The sequence below is a fragment of the Kitasatospora aureofaciens genome (genome assembly GCF_019192735.1).
Taxonomy (GTDB): domain Bacteria; phylum Actinomycetota; class Actinomycetes; order Streptomycetales; family Streptomycetaceae; genus Kitasatospora; species Kitasatospora aureofaciens_A.
Map to the genome: position 1 here is coordinate 127,147 of NZ_JAHTKP010000013.1, position 20,790 is coordinate 147,936.

Below are 20,790 nucleotides of genomic sequence, written 5' to 3' on the forward strand. Positions count from 1 at the left end.
GTGACCACTCAGACAGAAGCCACGTCGGCGCCGCTTGCCGAAGCCGCGCCCGGTGTCCGGAAGCCCTCCTCGGCCGTCCTTCACACGCCGGCCGGGCGCACCGCGCTGCTCAGCGTCCTCTGCTTCGCCGTCATGTGCGCCATCGGCATGCAGGGCTGGACGTCCGTGTCGCTCGGCGGCTTCGATCTCGGCATCTTCGACCAGGGCGTGCGCGGGTACGCCCACTTCGGGCTGCCCGTCTCGTCGTTGAAGAGCTACCACCACGAATTCCCGCCGGGCTTCTCCCTGCTGGGCGACCATTTCTCCCCGGTCCTGGCCCTGCTCGCGCCGCTGTACTGGATCTGGGACGACCCGCGCTCGCTGATCATCGGCCAGGCGCTGCTCTTCGCGGCCGGGGTGCCGCTGATCCGGCGGATCACCGCCCACTGCTTCGCCGCCACCGAGCCGCGGACCGCCCGCCGTGCCGCCGACCTGGCCGGGCTCGTCTACGCGCTCGGGTGGCCGCTGCTGGTCGCCTCCCGGGTCGGGTTCCACGAGGTCGCCTTCGCGGTCCCGCTGACCCTGCTGATGCTGGAGCGCGGACTCGCGCGGAAGTACGGCACGGTGGTGCTCGCCGCCGTCCTGCTCTGCTGCACCAAGGAAGACCTCGGCCTCATGGTGGGGGCGTACGGCTTGGTGCTGCTGCTGCGCACCCGCGGCACGGAGGACCGCGCCGGCCGCTTCACGGGCCTCGGCCTGCTGCTGGGCGGGCCGATCGCCGCGGTGGTGGCCATCAAGTGGCTGATCCCGGGGATGGGCGGCGAGCCGGGCTACTACTGGAACTACGGCTCGCTCGGCCCCGATGCTGGCGGTGCGCTGCGCAACCTGCTGCACGACCCGCTGCTGCTGGTGCAGGCGGCCTTCGACCAGCCGCTCAAGCCGCTGCTGCTGCTCTGGCTCTTCGGCACGATGTTCCTGCTGCCGCTGCGGTCGGCGACCGTGCTGTGCGCGCTTCCGCTGCTGGCCGAGCGGGTGCTCTCCAGCAACCCCAACCACTGGTCGATCGCCCGCCATTACGACTCCATGCTCTGGCCGATCCTGCTCACGGCCACCATCGAGGTGCTGGGCCGGCTGACCGCCGGCGAGCGGACCGCCCAGCGGGCCCGCACGCTGGGCCTGGCGACGGCGGGCTGCGCGCTGCTCGCCGCGGTGCCGATCGGGCTGATGCAGCTCGCCGTGCCGTCCTCCTGGCAGCCCAAGGCGAGCGAGGCCGCCCTGGTGCGGGCGGCCGCGCTCATTCCCGACGGTGCGTCGGTCGAGGCGGACAACCAGATCGCGCCGCGGCTGACCGCCAGGACCGACGTGGTGCTGGTGGACGAGACGCCGCGCGGACGGGAGTACGTGCTCACCAGGTCCAACAAGCGGTCGTTCCCGTTCGCCACGGACAGGCAGCAGGCCGACCGGATCCAGCTGCTGCTGGACCACGGGTACCGGCAGATCTGGGCCGAGGACGGCGTGGCCCTCCTGCACCGGGAAGGCACCGACCCCATCCCCGGGGAGCACGTGCCGGGGCCGGGCAGCAAGCCGATCCAGGACGTCGTCCCGTCCGATGTGGGGCACAACCTGTTCCGCGGCTGACGCGCCGCCGCGTCGGGGTCAGTCCCGGACGATCACCACGGTGCAGGGGGCGTGGTGGACGCAGTACTGGCTGACGGTGCCGAGGGCGGCGCCGGGCGGGGCGGAGCGGCCCCGGCTGCCGATGACCAGGGCGGTGGCGCCCTCGGCGGCGGCCACCAGGGCGGGGCCGGGCGGTCCGGCCGGGAGGCGGCGGCGGACGTCGAGTGCGGCGGTGCAGCCGGCCAGCGTCTCGTCGAGGATCTCGGCGGCGCGGCGCTCGGGCGCGAAGCCGTCCAGGGCGGGCGGGACGAGGCCGTGGTCGCCGTAGAGGCAAGGGAAGTCCCAGACGGTGACCGCCTCCAGCGCGCAGCCGGTGAGGGCGGCCAGCCGGGCCGCCCAGCGGACGGCGGCGTGGGAGAGCGGGGAGCCGTCCACACCGACCACGATCCTGCCGTCGGGCTGCCGGGCCATGCTTCGAGCGTAGGACGGGCGGGGCGGGCGCGGAAACGGCCGGGGGCCGGCCGGAGCGGGTCCGGCCGGCCCCCGGGGGGGGTGGGGCGGGGTGGGTCAGTGGCGCTCGGAGCCCGCGTAGGGGCCCGGCTGGGGAGTGCCGGCCTGGGGCGGGACGGAGCCGTAGCGGGCCGGGCGGTGACCGCGCGGGTGGCGGGTCAGGCGGTAGCCGAGCACGCCCGCCAGGGCGGCCAGGGCGCCGCCGCCGATGGTCCAGTACCAGCGGCTGTTCCAGCCGGAGAACCAGCCGGTGTACCAGTGGTCCTCGGGCGCCACCGGGGCCGCGGCCTTGGCGGTGCTCGCGCCGCCGCCGGCCGGCGGGACCAGCGGGGCCTTGAGCTCGCCGCCCTCCGGCTGGGCGTTGTCGGCGTTGCCCTTGGCGCTGACGTGCAGCTGGACGGAGGCGGCGAGGCCGAGGTCCGGCTGCGGGACGTCGGTGACCGCGAGCTTCACGTAGTACGTGCCGGGCAGCGGGTCGCCGGACCACGGCTCGGCCCAGGAGCGGATCTCGCGCAGGGTGCAGCTCAGCGAGAGCGTGGTGGCGTTCTGGTCGCCGGTCGCGTTCTGGGTGCCGGCGGTGCAGGCCTGGCGGCGGCGCAGCCCGTCGAAGACCTCGACGGTCCAGGTCTGCGGGCCGTGCCGGTCGGTGCCGGGGGCCAGGTTGACGGTCAGGCCGACCGTCGGGGTCTGGCCCTCGGAGGCGCCGAACGCCCAGTACAGGTAGTCGCCGGTGGAGGTGGCGACGTTGGCGTCCTGGCCGGGGGAGAGGTTGACCGCGGTCAGGAAGGAGGTGCCGGCCTTGGTGGCCGGGGCCGCGGTGCCGCTCGCGCTCGGCGAGGGGGACGGCGAGGCGGCGGAGGCGGCCGGGGCGGCCAGCGCGAGGGCGGGCAGCAGGGCCGCGGCGGCGAGGGCGCCGCGCAGGGCGCGCCGCATCGTCGGGACGGTCGTGGTCAGCATGGGGACGGTCATGGTCAGTTCTCCCGCCAGACAGCGATCCGCCAACGGGCGATCCAGCCGAACACCAGGCCGGTCAGCAGGCCGGCGCCGGTCAGGGTGAGCAGCAGGATCCAGCCGCGGCCGAGTCCCATCGCCGCGCCCTCGGGGGCGGGCGAGGCGGAGGCCAGGTCCACGGTCAGCTCCAGCGGCAGGCCGGGGTCGGCCTGGACGCCGGGCTGCGGGGCCAGCGAGTTGCTGACGACCAGGCAGACCGTGGTCTCCGGCTTGGCGCTCGCCGAGGCGGTGGGCGTCGTGGTGACGTAGCCCTTGGAGTCGTTGGTGGACCAGCGCAGGCCAGTGGAGATCACGTCGCTGCGGCCGTTGTCCGCGTCGGCGCCGCGGACCAGCTCCTGGCCGGTCGCGCTGGTGGCCTGGAGCAGGACGCCGTAGTCCCGGGCGACCGCCCGGTCCAGCGCCACGCTGACCGAGGCGCGCAGCTCCTGGCCGGACTTGACCGGGACCTTGTAGACGCGGTGCTCGGAGAACTTCTCGCGGTCGCTGTAGACGCCGGGGGCGAGGACCGGGGCGCTCTCGCACTTGTCGGTGCCGGCGGTCTTGACCGGGTTCACGGTGTAGGTGTCGTCGCTGCGGTCGATCAGCTGCTTCACCTTGTTGGTGAGCTGGTCCTGGCTGCGGACGTCGGTGTAGGTGCCGCCGGTGGCGTTGGCGATGCAGAGCAGCTGCTGGCGGGTCTTGTCGTCGTGGGCCAGGCCGAGGGTGTCGACGACCAGGTGGATGCCCTGGGCGGCCAGTTCGCGGGCCACGTCGCACGGGTCCGGCGGGGAGCAGTCGTCCTCGCCGTCGGTGATCAGCACGATCCGACGGGTGCCGTCGCCCTTGCCGAGGTCCTGGGCGGCGCCGCGCAGCGCCAGGCCGATCGGGGTCCAGCCGGTGGGGCGCAGGGTGGCGACCGCGGTCTTGGCCTCGACCTTGTTGGTCTTCCCGACGGGGAAGAGCTGCTTGGTGTCCTGGCAGCCGGCCGTCTTGTCGGTGCCGGGGTAGTTCGCGCCGAGCGTGCGGATGCCGAAGTCGGTCTCCGCGGGCAGGGCGTCGATCACCTCGTCGATGGACTGCTGGGCCACCGAGATGCGGCTCTTGCCCTGGATGTCGGTGGCCCCCATGGAGCCGCTGACGTCCAGGATGAGGTCGACCTTGGGGGCCTCCTTGGGTGCGGCGGAGCCGCCTGAGGGTTCGTCGGCGTGGGCGGGCAGGCCGAGGAGCAGCGATGCGCCCGTTATCGCCGCGGCGGCGAGCAGGCTGCCCAGCCTGGTCGTTGGTCGTCGTCCGGTAGTCACGCGGCCGATCCTAGGGATCATCAGTTCGCCATGGCCAAACGAGTCCGGCCGGCGGCCGTCCGCGCCCCGGCGTGAACTTCCGCACGCGGGTGGGGGAGTTGTGCGGGGGCGGTGCACGCGCGGCTCACGCGGGGCTTATGCGCGGTGGTTAGCCTTCGGTGCGAGCCGGGCGGAGGCCGGGCGGGCGTCAGGACGTGGAGCGGACGGGGTGGAGGGGCCGGATGGAGCTGGCGGGCATCGGGAAGCGGTACGGGCGCGGCGGGCGGTGGATTCTGCGCGGGGTCGATCTGGCCGTCCGGCCGGGGGAGTTGGTGCGGATCGCCGGGGCGAACGGAACCGGCAAGTCGACCCTGCTCAAGCTGGTCGCCGGGATCGAGCGGCCGAGCGCCGGGCGGGTGGTCGGGCGGGGGACGGCGGCGTACGTGCCCGAGCGGTTCCCGCCGGCACTGCCGTTCGACGCGTCCTCGTATCTCCTGCGGGTCGGCCGGGTGCACGGGCTGTCCGCGGCCGAGGCGCGGCGGCGGGCCGGGGAGTGGCTGGACCGGTTCGGCATCGCGGACCGGGCGGGCACCCCGTTGAGCAAGCTGTCCAAGGGCACCTGCCAGAAGGTCGCCGTCGCGCAGGCGCTGCTCGCCGAGGCACGGGTGCTGCTGCTGGACGAGGCCTGGACCGGGCTCGACCCGGCGGCCCGGGCGGTGCTGGACGAGGTGGCGGCCGAGCGGGCGGCGCTCGGCGGCGCGGTGCTGTTCGTCGATCACGATCCGGCGCGGTTGGCCGGGTTGACCACCGCCGCGTACCAGGTCGGGACGGACGGCGCGCTGCGGCGCGCGGAGGAGCCGGACGCGGCGGACGACGGCCCGCTGATGGAGATCGAGGTGGACGTCCCGGACGGCGGCCCGCTGCCGGCCGGGCTGCCCGGCGCGCCCGGGCTCACCGCGCTGGAGGGGACGGCGGTGCGGCTCACGGTGTCGTCGGCGCACTCGGACGCGCTGCTGCGCCGCCTGCTGACCGGCCGTCCGGCCGTGCGGGTGCTGGCCGTCCGGCGCCGGGAGGGGGAGCGATGAGGCAGGTCGGAGCGCTGACCCGGTATCACCTTGAGCTGTTGCTGCGCGGGCACACCTGGCTGCCGCCGTTCCTGGCGTACGCGCTGCTGCTGGTGGTGGGGGTGACGGCGGGAGACCCGCTGCTGGGGGATCTCGGCTACGGCGCGGCGGTGCTGCTGCCGGTGAGCGCCTGGTACGTCCGCAGTGCGCTGAACGCCGAGCCGCCGGCCTCGCGGGCCTGCCTGGTCGCGGTGGCGGGGCCGTTCCGGGTCCAGCTGGGCGCACTGGTGGCGGCATTGACGACCGGGCTGGTGCTGGCGGTGGCCGAGGTGGCGGCCCTGTGGTGGGCGAGCGGGACGGTGGCCAATCCGAAGGTGGACCAGCCGCCGGTCGGAGCGGCCCTGTCGGCCGGGCTGCTGACGTCGGTGGTCTGCGTGCTGCTCGGGGTGCTGGTCGGGGCGCTGTGCAACCGGCCGGTGCTGACGCGGGCGCAGTACGGCATCCCGGTGGCTCTGGCGCTCGCGACGGCGGTGCTGGTGGCACCCGGCTCACCGGCGAACACGGCGGTGCGCGGCCTGGCCGACGCCGCCCGGACCGGCCGGGTCGGCCTGCCGTGGCTCGAACTGCTGTCGGCCGCCGGGCTGCTGGCGGCGGTGGCCGCGGGCACGGCGGCGCTCGCCGGGCGGCGTCCGGAGTGACGGCAGTTGACGATGAGGGAAAGAGGCGAGTAGGGCAATAGCGGACACACCGCAGCGAAGAGCCAATAAATATGGATAGCGCTCGTTAGAGTGACGAACTGGGGCACAGGAGCCGCCGCACCGGTGCCTGCCGGTCCGCCCCGATCGGCACCCCCGGGCAGTGGCGCCGGGACACCCGCGACCCCCAGGACGGTCCGTCCGTGGCGACATCCTCCGCCGTGACCAGAACCGCCGCCCGGCCCGGCCGGCCGGTGCCGACCAGGCGCACCACCGAACTCGTGCTGGTCCTGGCCGCCGTGCTGCTCGCTGTGTTCGGCTACATCGAGGTCGGCGTCAACGTGGACGGCACGGTGCCCGCCGACGCCGCCGAGTACGGCGCCGCGCTCGGCGTGCTCGCCCTGGCGGCGCACGCCGTCGTCCGGTGGCGGGCACGGTACGCGGACCCGCTGCTGCTGCCGATCGCGGTGCTGCTCAACGGGATCGGGCTGGTGGTGATCTACCGGCTCGACCGGGCCACCGCGGGCCGGAGCGCGGCCCCCACCCAGCTGCTCTGGTCCGGCCTCGGGGTGGCGCTGTTCATCGCGGTGGTGCTGATGGTGCGCGACCACCGGCGGCTCCGGCGGTACGCGTACGTCGGGGCGCTGGCGGCGCTGGTCCTGCTGGTGCTGCCGATCTTCTTCCCGCCGGTGTACGGCGCGCGGATCTGGATCGTCATCGGGCCGCTCTCCTTCCAGCCGGGGGAGTTCGCCAAGATCCTGCTGGCCGTCTTCTTCGCCGCCTACCTGGCGGTGCACCGGGACGCGCTCGCGCTCACCGGGCGGCGGGTCTGGCGCTGGCAGCTGCCGCGCGGGCGGGTGTTCGGCCCGGTGCTGCTGATCTGGGCGGCGTTCGTCGGCGTCCTGGTGCTGGAGACGGACCTCGGGATGTCCCTGCTGTACTTCGGCCTGTTCGTGGTGATGCTGTACGTGGCCACCGCGCGCACCGGGTGGATCGCGATCGGGCTGGCGCTGGCGGCGCTCGGCACGGTGACGGTCGGCTGGCTCTCGCCGCACGTGCACAGCCGGCTGACGGACTGGCTGGATCCGCTCGGCTCGATCGCGGCCGGCAAGGGCGCCAACCAGATCGCCCAGTCGCTGTTCGCCTTCGCGTGGGGCGGGGAGTTGGGCACCGGGCTGGGCAACGGGCACTCGATGCTGATCGGGTTCGCCGCCAAGTCCGACTTCATCCTCGCGACGATCGGTGAGGAGCTGGGCCTGACCGGGCTGATCGCGCTGTTCCTGCTGTACGCGCTGCTGATCTCGCGGGGGTTCCGGACGGGCATCGCGCTGCGCGACCCGTTCGGGCGATTGCTGGCGATCGGGCTGGCCGCGATCGTCGGCCTGCAGGTGTTCGTGGTGGCGGGCGGGGTGCTGGCGCTGATCCCGCTGACCGGGATGACCCTGCCGTTCGTCGCCCAGGGCGGCTCCTCGGTGGTGACCAACTGGATCATCGTCGCGCTGCTGGTGAGGATGAGCGACATCGCCCGCCGACCGGCCCCCGAGGAGGCCTGATGGCGCGCATCCGTCCCCGGGGCAATGGACCGCAGGGGCTGCCGGGCATCTCCGTCACCGGCCGGCGCGCCGGCACCTTCTGCCTGCTGCTGATCGCGACGCTCTGCGTCCAGGCCACCCGGGTGCAGGTGTTCGAGGCCAAGGAGCTGGACCACAACAGCGCCAACCAGCGGCTCACCATCGAGCGGTACTCGCAGCCGCGCGGGAACATCCTGGTCGGCGCGGATCCCGTCACCGGTTCGGTGCCCACCGGCGGCCGGTACGACTACAAGCGCTCCTACACCGACGGTCCGATGTACGCGGCCGTCACGGGCTTCGCCTCGCAGGCGTACGGCAACACGCAGCTGGAGGGGACCGAGGACGACCTGCTGACCGGCACCGACGGCCGGCTGGCCAGTTGGGCGGTCTGGAACGCCCTCGCGCGGAAGCAGAACCCCGGCGGCGACGTCTACACCACCCTCGACCGGGCCGCCCAGGAGGCGGCGATGCGCGGGCTCGGGAGCCAGAAGGGCGCGGTCGCCGCGATCGAGCCGGCCACCGGGCGGATCCTGGCGCTGGCCAGTACCCCGTCGTACGACCCGGGGAGCTTCGCCGGCTACTCCTCGGCGGACCAGACGGCCTGGAACCGGCTCCAGACCGACACCGACCAGCCGATGCTCAACCGGGCGCTGCGGCAGACCTACCCGCCCGGCTCGACCTTCAAGGTCGTCACGGCCGCCGCCGCGCTGGCCGACGGGATCGTCACCGACATCGACGCGCCGACCGACGCGCCGTCCCCGTACGTCATGCCGGGGACGACGACGCCGCTGGTCAACGCCACCTCGGCCTGCGACAGGCCCGGGCTGTCGTTGGACACCGCGATGGTCCTGAGCTGCAACAGCGTGCTCGGCTACCTGGGGGTGCAGACCGGACTGGACCGGATGGTGGGGATGGCCGCGAGCTTCGGCTTCAACGACGGCCGTCTCGACATGCCGGTGCGGCCGGCGCGGTCCAACTTCGACACGAAGATGAACCAGTCGCAGGTGGCGCTCTCGTCGATCGGGCAGTTCGACACGGCGGCCACCCCGCTGGTGATGGCGATGGTCGCGGCCGGGGTCGCCAACAACGGCACGGTGATGCGTCCACAGCTTGTGGACAAGCTGACGAAGAGCGATGGCGCCGTCGTGCAGCTGATGAAGCCGGCCGTCTACAAGCGGGCGATGACCCCGGAGGTTGCCGGGCAGGTGCAGACGCTGATGACCGACGTGGTGGAGGACGGCACCGGCCGCAACGCCCGGATCGGGGGCGCGGTGGTCGGCGGGAAGACCGGCACCGCGCAGCACGGGGTGGACAACAGCGGGACGCCGTACGCCTGGTTCATCTCCTGGGCGAAGCCGGCCGGCTCGACCGCGGTGCCGCCGGTCGCGGTGGCCGTGGTGATCGCGGACAGTGACGCCACGGACGTCACCGGTGGCGGGCTGGCGGCGCCGATCGCCCGTTCGGTGATGCAGGCGGTGCTCGGGCGGTGATCCGGCGGTGATCCGGCTCGCCGCCGCTGAGCTGCTGCTTTAGCCGCCGGGCGGCAGATCCGCCGTCTGCGAAGTGTCCGGTTTGTACTGGCTTATTCGCCGATTCGTACAATGCGCGCATCGGGACTGTTCGTTTGCGACACTGGTGCATTCGCGCGGTACTGTCCCATCTTTGTTCGGTTGGTCCCCGATGACACCCCGTCAGGCGTCGGGTGACCGGCCGCTAGGACACCCTCCCCCGCCTAGAAGGACCGCAGTTTTGGCCAGCAACATCGGTGCGCGTCTGCTGCGACGCAAGCCCGTCTCGTCACTGATCGCCGAGAGCGAGGGCCGGGACAGTCTCCCGGCCGGCGCGCCCGAGGAGGGTGGGCGCTCAGGCATCCACCTGCGCCGCTCCATCGGCCTCTGGCAGCTGTCCTCGATCGGCATCGGCGCCACCATCGGCACCGGCATCTTCTTCGTGCTCAACACGGCGGTGCCGTCGGCCGGCCCGGCCGTCATCCTGTCCTTCGTGATCGCCGCGGTCACGGCCGGCCTCACCGCGCTCTGCTACGCCGAGATGGCCTCCGCGATCCCGGTCTCCGGCTCCTCGTACTCCTACGCCTACGCGACCCTCGGCGAGGGCGTCGCCTTCGGCGTCGGCATCTGCCTGCTGATGGAGTACGGGGTCTCGGCCTCCGCGATCGCGGTGAGCTGGGCCGAGTACCTCAACAAGTTCCTCGACCTGGCCTTCGGGGTCGAGATCCCCGAGCAACTGTCGGGCGCGCCGGACGGCACCCACTGGTTCAACCTGCCGGCGCTGCTGCTGGTCGCCATGGTCTGCTTCCTGCTGGTCCGCGGTGTCAGCGAGTCGGTGAAGGTCAACGCGGCCATGGTCGGGATCAAGATCCTCATCCTGGTGCTGTTCGTCGGCGTCGCGCTGACCGGCTTCCACTCCGGCAACCTGACCCCGTTCATGCCGCTCGGCATCGGCGGCGTGCAGGTCGCGGCGTCCAGCATCTTCTTCTCGTTCATCGGCCTGGACGCCGTGTCCACCGCCGGTGAGGAGGTCAAGAACCCCCGCCGGACCCTGCCGTTGGCGATCATCATCTCGCTGGTCGTGGTGACCCTGCTCTACATCCTGGTCGCCCTGGCCGGCATCGGCGCCCAGCCCTGGCAGAAGTTCGGCGGCCAGGAGGCCGGCCTCGCCCAGATCCTCCAGGACATCACCGGCCAGAGCTGGCCCGCGATGGTCTTCGCGGTCGGCGCGATCATCTCGATCTTCAGCATCACCCTCGTGGTGATCTACGGCCAGACCCGCATCCTCTACTCGATGGGCCGCGACGGCATGCTGCCCAAGCGCTTCGCCCAGCTCTCGCCGCGCACCGGCACCCCGGTCTGGAACACCATCGTGGTCGGCGTCGGTGTGGGCGTGCTGGCCGCGTTCATCCCGCTGAAAACCCTGGCCGACATCACCAGCCTCGGGACGCTCATCGCCTTCTCGGTCGTCTCGATCGGCGTGATCATCCTGCGCCGCACCCAGCCCGACCTGCCGCGCGGCTTCCGGGTGCCCGGCTACCCGGTCGTCCCGCTGCTCAGCGTCGGCTTCTGCGGCTACCTGATCACCGGCCTGCACGCCGACACCTTCCGGGCCGGGGCGATCGCCCTCGCCGTCGCCGTGGTCGTCTACTTCGGCTACAGCATCAAGCACTCCAAGCTGGAGCGGCAGGCGGAGCAGCCGGCCGTCCCGGCCGACAGCACGACCGGCTGAGACCGGAAACGTCCGCACGCGAAGGGCCGCCGATCGGTACGACACCGGGCGGCCCTTCCCGTGTCACCTGGGACTCTCCGCCGGTCCCGGTGGCGACAGCGCCCGGCCCCCACCCCTAACCTTCCACCATGGTGAGCACCCGCACGCCCGGCTTCGCCCGTCCGCGCGGCCGGTTCACCGGCCGGACCAGAACGCCGGCCGCCCCGACCTCCGTCCCGCCCTCCAGACCCGGCCGCCAGCTGCGCGGCCTGGTCTCCCGGGCCGTCCCCCGTCAGCGTGGCGAGAGCACGTTCCCGCCCACGCCCGATCGGCTGAATCCCTCCCGACTCGCCTCCCTGCGCAGCGTCCAACTGCTCGGCTGCGCCATCGCGGCCGGCTGGGCGGCGGCCTTCCCGCTCGTTTCCGACCTGCCCAACCAGCGCCTCTGGGGCACCATCGCGGCCCCCGCGTACGCCCTCGCCGGGCTGCTCTGCCTGGCCCTCCCGCGCCGCTACGCGGCCCGCTCCGCCGCCGCGGTCGCCCTGACCGGGGCCGTCCTCGTGCCGCTCGCGCTCCTCGCCTTCCAGGGCCGCCACCAGTCCGAGGTGATGGTGGTCGAACGCTCGGCGCACCTGCTGCTCACCACCGGCAGCCCCTACCTGCAGCACCCCGTGGTGGTCACCGACTACAACCCGTACCTGCCGGCGATGACCCTGTTCGGGATGCCGCGCCAGCTGCTCGGCAGCGGCGACGCCCTGACCCGTGTCGCCGGGGACGCCCGGATCTGGTTCGCGCTCACCTTCCTCGTCTGCCTGCTGGCCAGCTGGCGGCTGCTGAGGCCGTCCCGAGACCGCGCCCCGCTGCTGCCGCTCGCCGTGCTCACCGCCTCGCCGCTGATAGCCCTCGCTCTCGCGGTCGGCGGGGTCGACCTGCCGCTGATCGGCGTCTGCTGCCTCGCCATGGCGCTCGCCGAGCGTGACCGCACCGTCGGCGCGGGCCTGGTCCTCGCCCTCGCCTGCACCCTCAAGTGGACGGCCTGGCCCGCGCTGCCGGTCGCCGTCCTGCTGCTGTGGCGGCTGTACGGGCGGCGCCCGGCCGCCCGGACCGGGCTGATCGCGGTCGGCGCGAGCCTGGCCGTGATCCTGCCGTCCGCGCTGACCAGGGCGGACGCGCTGCGCGAGCAGGTGGTGCGCTTCCCGCTCGGGCTGACCGCGATCCGCACCCCGGCGGGCAGCCCGCTGCCAGGCAAGGTCCTGGCCGGCTTCGGGCCGACCGGGCACACCGTCTCGCTGACGCTGATGACCCTGGGCGGGGTCGCGGTGGCGATCTGGCTGGTGGCCCGGCCGCCGGTGTCCGCGATCGGCGCCGCCGACCTGCTGGCCGCCGGGCTGGCGATCGCCTTCATGCTGGCCCCGGCCGGGCGGTTCGGGTACCTGGCGCTGCCGGTGGTCCTGGTGATCTGGCCCCGGCTGGCGGTCCGGCGCTGGACCCGTCGGCCGGCGGTCCCGGATCGCCGAGGGCCGGGAAGCAGGCCGGACAGGCCGGAACCCGCCCTGCCGCGAGGCTGAGCGGGCTCCGGGGGGGGGGCTTACCGGTTGCCGAACGCCTTGAGGAGGGAGGCGACGGCCGGCCCGGCCGCGTCGACGCCGTGGCCGCCGCCCTGCACCTCGGCCGCGACCGCGATGTTGCCCCGGAAGGCGGTGAACCAGCTGTTGGTGGTGGACGCGCCGGCGACCTCGGCGGAGCCGGTCTTGGCGCCCGCGTTGTCGGTGATCCCGGCCATCACGTCCTTGGCCGTGCCGCCGGTGGCGGTGGCGTTCATCATCGCGCGCAGCTTGCCGGCGACGTCCGGCGAGATCTGGCGGGCCGCCGTCTGCTGCGGCAGGCCGGCGACCAGGATGGGCTGCTTGAACGCGCCGCTCTGGACGGTCGCGGTGATCGAGGCGATGGCCAGCGGGTTCATCTGGACCTTGCCCTGGCCGATGTAGTTCATGGCCTGCTCGTCCTTGCTGCCCGGGGTCGGCGGCACCTTGCCGTCGGCGTTCGGCAGGCCGGTCTTCCACTCCAGGCCGATGCCGTAGACGTCCTTGGCGGTGGCGGACAGCGTCTCGGGCTTCAGGCTGGTCAGGCCCTGATTGATGAAGGCCGTGTTGCAGGACACCATGAAGTCCTGCTGGAGCGTGTTGTTCGGGAAGGCGCCCGGGAAGTCGTTCGGGATCGCCACCGGGTTGCTGCTCTTCTCCGGGCAGGCCACCACGGTGTCCGGGTTGACGCCGGCCTCCAGCAGGGCCGTCGAGGTGACGATCTTCATGGTCGAGCCGGGCGCGAGCAGGCCGGCGAAGGCCCGGTTCTGGCCGTTGGCCGGGGCGTTGGCGAAGGCCAGCACCTGGCCGGTGCTCGGCTCGATCGCGACGATGGAACCGGACTTGCCGCCCAGGTCGGTCATCGCCTTCTCGGCGGCGGCCTGGATCGCGTTGTCGATGGTCACCTTGAACGGCTTGCCCGGCTTGGGCTCGACGATGGTGAACAGCTTGTCGGCGGCGGTCTTGCCGGCCGGGTCGCTGATCACCACCGCGCTGCCCGCGTCCTGGTCCTTGTTCGGGTCCGGCGGCAGCAGCTTGTGGGCGTTGTCCTGCAGGGTGGAGATCAGCGCCGGGGTGAGCGAGGCGCCGGACAGCGGCTTGCCGTTGCGGTCCACCACGGTGGACGGCGGGGCGAAGACCTGCTGGGTGGCGATCGTCTCGTTCCCGGACAGGTGCGGGTGGATCACCGTCGGCGCCCAGTGCACGGCCGGGGTGTCGTCGCTCATCTTCACGACGCTCAGGAAGCCGTTGTAGTCCCAGACCCGGCTGGTGCCCGCGAACTCGGCGCGCGCCTTGAAGCCCATCAGCACGCCGGCGGGCGCGGGCGTGGCGGAGGCGGACGGCGAGTCGGTCGCGCCGGGGGTGCCGGTGGCCGAGGGCGTCGCCGAGGCGGAGGCCCCGGCGGACGGCTTGGCGGCCGGGGTGGGGGTGCCGGTGGCCGAGGCGAAGGCCTGCGGGGTGGCCGGGCCGGCCGGGGCCAGCGTCAGCGCGCTCGGCTTCACCTGGTCCCGGAAGGCGGTCAGCGCGGTGGTGGCCGCCGCCGGGTCGTCGGTCAGCGAGGCGGCCTTCGCCACGTCGCCGGCCGCCCAGGCCGCCAGGAAGTCCTTCGCGCCGTTCGCCGCCTGGTCGGCGGAGGGCGGTTCGGCGACCACCGTCCGGGGCTTCTTGGCCGAGGACGACGAGTCGCCGGAGCCGCCGACCAGGCTGTACGCCCCGTAGCCGCCGCCCGCGAGCACGACGACGGACACGCCGGTGATGATGCCGATCTTCGCGCCTCTGCGCATGGTGCTGCTCCCCCAAGGGTCTGGCGACTGGACGCAGCCGACCGGGGCCGGCAACGCGGTACAAGGATCCACCCTAGGCAGGCGCAGTCGGTACGCCGACGAAACGCCCGGCAGTTGTGACGGTTCTGGTACGTGTCGCGCACCGTATATGGACGGCTCTGGTACGTGTCGCACACCGCATACGGACGGTCCGCGCCCCCGCGGGTGGCTAGATCCAGCTGTTGAACCACATCCGCTGGCGCCACTCGTCCATCGGGATCGTCTGCCCGGTGTACAGCGGGAAGAAGAACAGGAAGTTCCAGACGATCAGGAGGATCAGCAGGCCGGCCGACGCCGAGCCGATGATCCGGCGGTCCCGGGACGCGCCGGGCGGGCCGATCAGCGCGCCGACCAGCATGGTCACCGCGAGCACCAGGAACGGGACGAAGGCGACCGCGTAGAAGAGGAAGATCGTCCGCTGCTGGTAGGCGAACCAGGGCAGGTAGCCGGCCGCCAGGCCGCACAGCACCGCGCCGGCCCGCCAGTCCCGTCGGGCCGCCCAGCGCCACAGGCAGTAGACCAGCGCGATGCAGCCCGCCCACCACAGCAGCGGGGTGCCGATGCCGAGCACCTCGCGGGCGCACTCGAAGGCGGTGCAGCCGTTCTGGCCCTGCTTCGGGGACTCGTAGTAGAAGGACACCGGCCGGCCCAGCACCAGCCAGCTCCACGGGTTGGACTGGTAGGTGTGCGGGTCGCTCAGGTGGGTGTGGAAGTCGTACATCGTGGAGTGGTAGTGCCACAGGGCGCGCAGGCCCTCCGGGATCCACGGGTAGTCGGTGCTCCGGCCGGCCGCCCAGTCGCGGCCCCAGCCGCCCTGACCGGGCACGTTGCTGCTGGCGAACCAGCCCCACCAGGAGGCGATGTAGACGCCCAGTGAGACCACGACGATCGAGCCGAAGGCGGGCAGGGCGTCCCGGGTCAGCGCCGCCAGGTACGGGCGCGGGGCGCCGGCCAGGCGGCGGGCGCCCGCGTCCCAGAGCACCGTCATGAGGCCGAAGGCCGCCGCGACGTACAGGCCGCTCCACTTGGTCGCGCAGGTCAGGCCGACGCAGACGCCGGCCGCGATCCGGCACGGGCGCCAGCCGAGGTGGACCTGCTGCGCCAGGGCGGCGTCCGCGATCCCGTCGAGCCTCGCGGCCAGCCGGGCCCGGGTGTGGTCGCGGTCCAGGAGGAGGAAGCCGAAGGCGGCGAGGATCCAGAACATCACCACCAGGTCCAGCAGGGCCGAGCGGCTGAGCACGAAGTGCAGGCCGTCCACCGAGAGCAGCAGGCCGGCCACGCAGCCCAGCAGGGTGGAGCGGAACAGGCGGCGGGCGATCCGGGCCACCATCAGCACCGACAGGGTGCCGAGCAGGGCCACCGCGAACCGCCAGCCGAAGGGGTTCATGCCGAACAGCCACTCGCCGAAGCCGATGATCCACTTGCCCACCGGCGGGTGGACGACGTAGCCGGCCATCGGGCGGTACGGGATCGTCCCGTCGTCCTTCATGATCTGTTCGTTGGCGCCGTCCGGCCAGCTGATCTCGTAGCCGCCGTGCCAGAGCGCGTACGCGTCCTTGGCGTAGTACGTCTCGTCGAAGATGATCGCGTGCGGCTGGCCGAGGTTGGTGAACCGCAGGATCCCGGCGAACAGGGCCACCGCGAGCGGGCCCAGCCAGCCCGCCCAGCGGCACAGCCACGACCAGAGGGCCGGCGGCACGGATATGCCCAGGCGCAGCAGCAGTGGGGACGGCGGGACCGACTCCGGCGTCACTCCGGGGCCGTCCGGCATCGGCGGCACCAGGCGCTCGGTCAGGGGGACGGCCGGGCGGGGCGCGTAGCCGAATCCGGTCAGCCGCTGCCGCCAGGTGCCTGGCCGGTCCGCTACGGGCGGGCGCGGGGCCGGGACGGCGGGGGAGGGGACTTCGTCGGAGGGGACGGCGTCGGAGGGGACTTCGTCGGAGGGGACGGCGTCGGAGGGGACTTCGTCGGAGGGGACGGCGTCGGAGGGCAGGACCGTCACGCCGACGCCGCCCTGCGCGGTGTCCTGCGCGGTGCGGTCCGTACCAGTGGGCGTCTGCGCCGCCGTGTCGCCGTTCATCCGCCACATCGTAGGGGCGCTTTCCTATGGTCGTACCGGTCCCTCGGAAGCTGCCCGAATCGTCACCAAAAGCCCCCGGCGGCTCTTAGCTGGAAGGATGGGGCCCGTGACAGGAGTACTCGTTCTCGCAGGCACCCCCATCGGCGACGTCTCGGACGCCCCGCCCCGGCTGCTCACCGAACTCGCCACCGCGGACGTGATCGCGGCCGAGGACACCCGGCGGCTGCGCCGGCTCACCCAGGCGCTCGGGGTGACACCCGCCGGGCGGGTGGTCTCCTACTTCGAGGGCAACGAGGTCGGCCGCACCCCCGAACTGGTCGAGGCGCTGCTCGGCGGCGCCCGGGTGCTGCTGGTCACCGACGCCGGGATGCCCTCCGTCTCCGACCCCGGCTACCGGCTCGTCGCCGCGGCCGTCGCGGCCGACATCAAGGTCACCGCGGTGCCCGGGCCGTCCGCCGTGCTCACCGCGCTCGCCCTGTCCGGGCTGCCGGTGGACCGCTTCACCTTCGAGGGCTTCCTGCCGCGCAAGACCGGTGACCGGGCCCGGCAACTCGCCTCCGTCGCCGCCGAGCCGCGCACCATGGTCTTCTTCGAGGCGCCGCACCGGATCGCCGACGCGCTGGCCGCGATGGCCGAGGCCTTCGGCGCCGACCGGCCGGCCGCCGTCTGCCGGGAGCTCACCAAGACCTACGAGGAGGTCAAGCGCGGCCCGATCGGCGAGCTGGCGGCCTGGGCGGCCGAGGGCGTCAAGGGCGAGATCACCGTGGTCGTCGCCGGCGCCCCGCCGGCCGCGCCGCAGGAACTCACCCCGGCCGAACTGGCCCGGCTGGTGGCCGTCCGGGAGGAGGCCGGGGAGCGCCGCAAGGAGGCCATCGCGGCCGTCGCGGCGGAGCTCTCGCTGCCCAAGCGGGAGGTGTTCGACGCGGTCGTCGCGGCCAAGAAGGACGGCTTGAACGAGGGTTTGAAAAGGGGGTGAATTCCGGGGGTTGCGGGGCGGACGGTGACGCGTACCTTGGAGTGAAGGCCCCGGTAAACGCCCACTGAGCTGAAGCTTTGGGCGCGGTTTTCGCAATGGATCCCACCCTTCGTATAGGGATCCCCAACCCGCATCCAAGTCTTCACAAGCAGGGCATCGGCCGGGGCGGTCCGGGCATTTCCTGGAACGGAAAGACCCAGCCGGGCGAGCGCCCGGCGGGCGCTGGGAGACGGCTATGAGCGAGCGTAGCGAGCGACCCGATGGCTGGTGCGCGTTTCGCGAAGCGACCGCCGAGCGGAGCGAGGTGGGCGCATGAGCGAGATCGTTGGTAGCCCCCTCGGTGGCAACGCGCTGAGCGACCCCGGCCTGGCCGGCCGGCCGCACACTCCCGTCGAGACCGTACGGGAGGCCTACTCCTTCGCGTGCCTGAAGTGCGCGTACGGGTGGGAGCAGGCGTACGACATCGAGCACCACATCGCCAGGGACGGCCACGTCGTGTTCGAGTACCACGCCAACGGTGTCCGGGTACCGTCCCCGCTGCTCAAGCCGACCTGCCCGGGGTGTGGCGGACACACCGTCCGGATCATGCGCGAGGGCCGGGTGGCCGTCGCCGACCAGCCCTGGCAGCACGCCCCCGGCTACCCGGCGCACGCCGAGCCGGCCGGGGCGCCCGCGGTGCCCCGGCCCGACAAGCCGCGCGGACGCTGGGCCCGGTTCTGGTCGCGGCTGCTGGGCTGACACCGGGAGCGCACACGGGGCCGCCCTCCCGCAGGTGACTGCGGTCGAGGGCGGCCCCTTCTCCATGGTGGCCGTCTGTCCGTGGTGGCCTTGTCCGTGGGGGCCGTCCGGCGGGTGGAACACGGTCGAGGGCCACCCGCGCGCGCGACTAAGCTTGCCGACCATGGCGGCCACTGCAGACCACAGCACCACCGGGGCGAGCGCCCCGGCGTACTACGTTTCCACCCCGATCTACTACGTCAACGATCGCCCGCACCTGGGCCACGCGTACACCACCGTGGCGGGCGACGTCCTCACCCGCTGGCACCGCCAGCGCGGCGAGAAGGTGTGGTACCTGACCGGCACCGACGAGCACGGCCAGAAGATCATGCGGACCGCCGAGGCCAACGGCGTCAGTCCGCAGGAGTGGTGCGACAAGCTGGTCGAGGAGGCCTGGAAGCCGCTCTGGGAGCACCTGGAGATCGCCAACGACGACTTCATCCGCACCACCCAGCAGCGGCACACCGACCGCGTCCAGGAATTCGTCCAGGACCTGTACGAAAAGGGCGAGATCTACAAGGGTGGCTACTCCGGCCCGTACTGCGTCGGCTGCGAGGAGTACAAGCTCCCGGCCGAACTGCTCGACGGCGCCACCGAGGGCGAGAAGCTCTGCCCGATCCACAAGAAGCCCGTCGAGTGGCTGGAGGAGGAGAACTACTTCTTCCGCCTTTCCGCCTACGGCCCCAAGCTGCTGGAGTTCTACGCCGAGAACCCCGGCTTCATCGCCCCCGAGTCCGCCCGCAACGAGGTGCTGCGCTTCGTCGAGCAGGGCCTGCAGGACCTCTCGATCTCCCGCTCCACCTTCAACTGGGGCGTGCCGCTGCCCTGGGACGAGAAGCACGTCCTCTACGTGTGGGTCGACGCGCTGCAGAACTACATCACCGCCGCCGGCTACGGCAGCGACCCGGAGCGCTTCGCCGAGCTGTGGCCGGCCTCGGTCCACCTGGTCGGCAAGGACATCCTCCGGTTCCACGCCGTCATCTGGCCCGCCATGCTGATGGCCGCCGGGCTGCCGCTGCCCAAGCGGGTCGTCGCCAACGGCTGGCTGATGGTCGGCGGCGAGAAGATGTCCAAGTCCAACCTGACCGGCATCGCGCCGACGGATCTGACGTCGCACTTCGGCGTGGACGCGTACCGCTACTACTTCCTGCGGGCGATCCCGTTCGGCACGGACGGCTCGTTCTCTTGGGAGGACTTCACCGCCCGGTACACCTCCGAGCTCGCCAACGACTTCGGCAACCTGGCCTCCCGGGTCGCCGCGATGGTCGGCAAGTACTTCGACGGGGTGCTGCCGGCCTGCCCGGCGCCGGGCGAGGCCGAGCAGGCGGTCGCCGACGGCCTCACGGCCGCCGTCGCCACCGCCGACCGCAAGATCGGCGAGGAGCTCGACTTCGCGGGCGGCCTCGCGGCGATCTTCGAGTTCGTCAAGCAGGTCAACGGCTACCTCACCGAGCAGGAGCCCTGGAAGGTCGCCAAGGACGACTCGGAGGAGGGGCGGGCGCGCCTCGCCACCATCCTGTACACCGCCGCCGAGTCGCTGCGCGCCACCGCAGTGCTGCTCAACCCGGTGATGCCGTCCACCGCCGAGAAGCTGTGGGACTCGCTGGGGGCTGCCGAGGGGCTGGGGGCGCTGTCCGCGCAGACCATCGCCACCGTGGCCGACTGGGGCCGGCTGCCCGCTGGTGCCACCGTCGTCAAGGGCGACATCCTGTTCCCGCGCCTCGAAGAGAAGCCCGCCTCCTGATGGCTCCCAAGGACGACCGGTCGACCCCGCCGCCGCTGCCCGAACCCCTGGCCGTGGCGGTGGCCGACTCGCACACCCACCTCGACATGCAGTCCGGCACCCCCGCCGAGGGCCTGGCCCGGGCCGCCTCCGTCGGGGTCAGCACGGTCGTCCAGGTCGGCTGCGACGTACCCGGCTCGCGCTGGGCCGCCGAACTGGCGGCCCAGTACGAGCAGGTGCACGCGGCCGTCGCCCTGCACCCCAACGAGGCGCCGCGGATCTTCCTCGGCGACCCCGACGGCTGGTCCGGGCAGCAGCGGCCGGCGGGCGGGCAGGCCGCGCTCGACTCCGCGCTGGCGGAGATCGACGCGCTCGCCGCGCTGCCGCAGGTCCGGGCGGTGGGCGAGACCGGGCTCGACTACTTCCGCACCGGGCCCGAGGGTGTGGAGATCCAGAAGGAGTCGTTCCGCCGGCACATCGAGATCGCCAAGCGGCACGGCAAGGCCCTGGTCATCCACGACCGCGACGCCCACGAGGACGTCATCGCCGTCCTGCTGGAGGAGGGCGCCCCCGAGCGGACCGTCTTCCACTGCTACTCCGGCGATGCCGAGATGGCCAAGGTCTGCGCCGAGCACGGCTGGTACCTCTCCTTCGCCGGCCCGGTCACCTTCAAGGCCAACCAGCCCCTGCGCGACGCGCTCGCCGCCACCCCGCTCGACCGGGTCCTCGTCGAGACCGACGCCCCCTTCCTCACCCCCCACCCCTACCGAGGGCGGCCCAACGCGCCGTACCTCATCCCGGTCACGGTCCGCTCGATGGCGGCGACGCTGGGGCTGCACGAGGACGAGCTGGCGACGGCCATCGCCGAGAACACGGCGCGGGCGTTCGGATACTGAGCCGGTC

General features: G+C 72.9%; 16 protein-coding genes. 11 read left to right on the forward strand and 5 right to left on the reverse strand.

All coding sequences use genetic code 11. The features are described from left to right. Positions 1–1,617 carry a DUF2079 domain-containing protein gene (locus KV557_RS16360; protein ID WP_308129927.1) on the forward strand — a complete coding sequence of 539 codons (1,617 nt, stop codon included), beginning with the start codon at positions 1–3 and terminating at the stop codon, positions 1,615–1,617. 18 nt (positions 1,618–1,635) lie between these two features. Here the strand turns inward: KV557_RS16360 and KV557_RS16365 are convergent, their stop codons facing one another. From KV557_RS16365 to KV557_RS16375, 3 genes are all read right to left on the reverse strand, one after another. Continuing rightward, on the reverse strand, positions 1,636–2,067 hold the full coding sequence (locus tag KV557_RS16365) for a universal stress protein (protein ID WP_218200814.1): 432 nt from the start codon (positions 2,065–2,067) through the stop codon (positions 1,636–1,638). A gap of 96 nt (positions 2,068–2,163) precedes the next feature. After that, a complete protein-coding gene (locus KV557_RS16370; protein WP_256177482.1) occupies positions 2,164–3,075 on the reverse strand; it encodes a peptidase in 912 nt (303 codons plus the stop codon). Positions 3,076–3,077: 2 nt separating this feature from the next. Continuing rightward, positions 3,078–4,397 carry a VWA domain-containing protein gene (locus tag KV557_RS16375; protein ID WP_308129928.1) on the reverse strand — a complete coding sequence of 440 codons (1,320 nt, stop codon included), beginning with the start codon at positions 4,395–4,397 and terminating at the stop codon, positions 3,078–3,080. A gap of 221 nt (positions 4,398–4,618) precedes the next feature. On the opposite strand from KV557_RS16375, the gene KV557_RS16380 reads away from it, so the two are divergent. The 6 genes from KV557_RS16380 to KV557_RS16405 all read left to right on the forward strand — a co-directional run bounded on the left by KV557_RS16380 (position 4,619) and on the right by KV557_RS16405 (position 12,493). Further along, positions 4,619–5,461: an ATP-binding cassette domain-containing protein gene (locus tag KV557_RS16380; RefSeq protein WP_218200818.1), complete on the forward strand. Its 843-nt coding sequence runs from the start codon at positions 4,619–4,621 to the stop codon at positions 5,459–5,461. After that, positions 5,458–6,138: an ABC transporter gene (locus KV557_RS16385; RefSeq protein WP_218200821.1), complete on the forward strand. Its 681-nt coding sequence runs from the start codon at positions 5,458–5,460 to the stop codon at positions 6,136–6,138. The genes KV557_RS16380 and KV557_RS16385 overlap by 4 nt, the downstream gene beginning before the upstream one ends. Positions 6,139–6,356: 218 nt before the next feature. Continuing rightward, on the forward strand, positions 6,357–7,688 hold the full coding sequence (locus KV557_RS16390; protein WP_308129929.1) for an FtsW/RodA/SpoVE family cell cycle protein: 1,332 nt from the start codon (positions 6,357–6,359) through the stop codon (positions 7,686–7,688). Continuing rightward, positions 7,688–9,196, forward strand: a complete 1,509-nt coding sequence (locus KV557_RS16395; RefSeq protein WP_218200825.1) for a penicillin-binding transpeptidase domain-containing protein — start codon at positions 7,688–7,690, stop codon at positions 9,194–9,196. The genes KV557_RS16390 and KV557_RS16395 overlap by 1 nt, the downstream gene beginning before the upstream one ends. 190 nt (positions 9,197–9,386) lie before the next feature. Then, entirely contained in the window at positions 9,387–10,946 is a 1,560-nt protein-coding gene (locus KV557_RS16400; RefSeq protein ID WP_218200827.1) for an amino acid permease, read from the forward strand. A 128-nt stretch (positions 10,947–11,074) separates the two neighbouring features. Then, on the forward strand, positions 11,075–12,493 hold the full coding sequence (locus KV557_RS16405; RefSeq protein ID WP_218200830.1) for a glycosyltransferase 87 family protein: 1,419 nt from the start codon (positions 11,075–11,077) through the stop codon (positions 12,491–12,493). A gap of 20 nt (positions 12,494–12,513) precedes the next feature. On the opposite strand, the gene KV557_RS16410 is transcribed toward KV557_RS16405, so the two are convergent. Both KV557_RS16410 and KV557_RS16415 read right to left on the reverse strand, forming a co-directional pair. Continuing rightward, positions 12,514–14,292 (reverse strand): penicillin-binding transpeptidase domain-containing protein, encoded by a 1,779-nt coding sequence (locus KV557_RS16410; protein ID WP_218200831.1) that lies wholly within the window; start codon positions 14,290–14,292, stop codon positions 12,514–12,516. A gap of 208 nt (positions 14,293–14,500) precedes the next feature. Next, positions 14,501–16,411: a dolichyl-phosphate-mannose--protein mannosyltransferase gene (locus KV557_RS16415; RefSeq protein WP_218200832.1), complete on the reverse strand. Its 1,911-nt coding sequence runs from the start codon at positions 16,409–16,411 to the stop codon at positions 14,501–14,503. A gap of 106 nt (positions 16,412–16,517) precedes the next feature. On the opposite strand from KV557_RS16415, the gene rsmI reads away from it, so the two are divergent. From rsmI to KV557_RS16435, 4 genes are all read left to right on the forward strand, one after another. After that, positions 16,518–17,387, forward strand: a complete 870-nt coding sequence (rsmI, locus tag KV557_RS16420; RefSeq protein WP_218200834.1) for a 16S rRNA (cytidine(1402)-2'-O)-methyltransferase — start codon at positions 16,518–16,520, stop codon at positions 17,385–17,387. 312 nt (positions 17,388–17,699) lie between these two features. Beyond that, positions 17,700–18,125, forward strand: coding sequence for a hypothetical protein (locus KV557_RS16425; RefSeq protein WP_218200835.1), 426 nt, complete (start codon positions 17,700–17,702; stop codon positions 18,123–18,125). 163 nt (positions 18,126–18,288) lie between these two features. Then, positions 18,289–19,908, forward strand: a complete 1,620-nt coding sequence (gene metG, locus KV557_RS16430) for a methionine--tRNA ligase (RefSeq protein ID WP_218200838.1) — start codon at positions 18,289–18,291, stop codon at positions 19,906–19,908. Beyond that, positions 19,908–20,783: a TatD family hydrolase gene (locus KV557_RS16435; protein ID WP_218200840.1), complete on the forward strand. Its 876-nt coding sequence runs from the start codon at positions 19,908–19,910 to the stop codon at positions 20,781–20,783. The genes metG and KV557_RS16435 overlap by 1 nt, the downstream gene beginning before the upstream one ends. Positions 20,784–20,790: the final 7 nt, after the last annotated feature.

What these genes read in the sequence shown, in the direction of transcription:
- KV557_RS16405 (WP_218200830.1), top strand. Translation starts at nt 11,075, where the DNA reads ATGGTGAGCACCCGCACGCCCGGCTTCGCCCGTCCGCGCGGCCGGTTC.
- KV557_RS16425 (WP_218200835.1), top strand. Translation starts at nt 17,700, where the DNA reads ATGAGCGAGATCGTTGGTAGCCCCCTCGGTGGCAACGCGCTGAGCGAC.
- KV557_RS16415 (WP_218200832.1), bottom strand. Translation starts at nt 16,411, where the DNA reads ATGAACGGCGACACGGCGGCGCAGACGCCCACTGGTACGGACCGCACC.
- KV557_RS16395 (WP_218200825.1), top strand. Translation starts at nt 7,688, where the DNA reads ATGGCGCGCATCCGTCCCCGGGGCAATGGACCGCAGGGGCTGCCGGGC.
- KV557_RS16410 (WP_218200831.1), bottom strand. Translation starts at nt 14,292, where the DNA reads ATGCGCAGAGGCGCGAAGATCGGCATCATCACCGGCGTGTCCGTCGTC.
- KV557_RS16380 (WP_218200818.1), top strand. Translation starts at nt 4,619, where the DNA reads ATGGAGCTGGCGGGCATCGGGAAGCGGTACGGGCGCGGCGGGCGGTGG.
- KV557_RS16365 (WP_218200814.1), bottom strand. Translation starts at nt 2,067, where the DNA reads ATGGCCCGGCAGCCCGACGGCAGGATCGTGGTCGGTGTGGACGGCTCC.
- KV557_RS16435 (WP_218200840.1), top strand. Translation starts at nt 19,908, where the DNA reads ATGGCTCCCAAGGACGACCGGTCGACCCCGCCGCCGCTGCCCGAACCC.
- KV557_RS16400 (WP_218200827.1), top strand. Translation starts at nt 9,387, where the DNA reads ATGACACCCCGTCAGGCGTCGGGTGACCGGCCGCTAGGACACCCTCCC.
- KV557_RS16385 (WP_218200821.1), top strand. Translation starts at nt 5,458, where the DNA reads ATGAGGCAGGTCGGAGCGCTGACCCGGTATCACCTTGAGCTGTTGCTG.
- metG (WP_218200838.1), top strand. Translation starts at nt 18,289, where the DNA reads ATGGCGGCCACTGCAGACCACAGCACCACCGGGGCGAGCGCCCCGGCG.
- KV557_RS16370 (WP_256177482.1), bottom strand. Translation starts at nt 3,075, where the DNA reads ATGACCGTCCCCATGCTGACCACGACCGTCCCGACGATGCGGCGCGCC.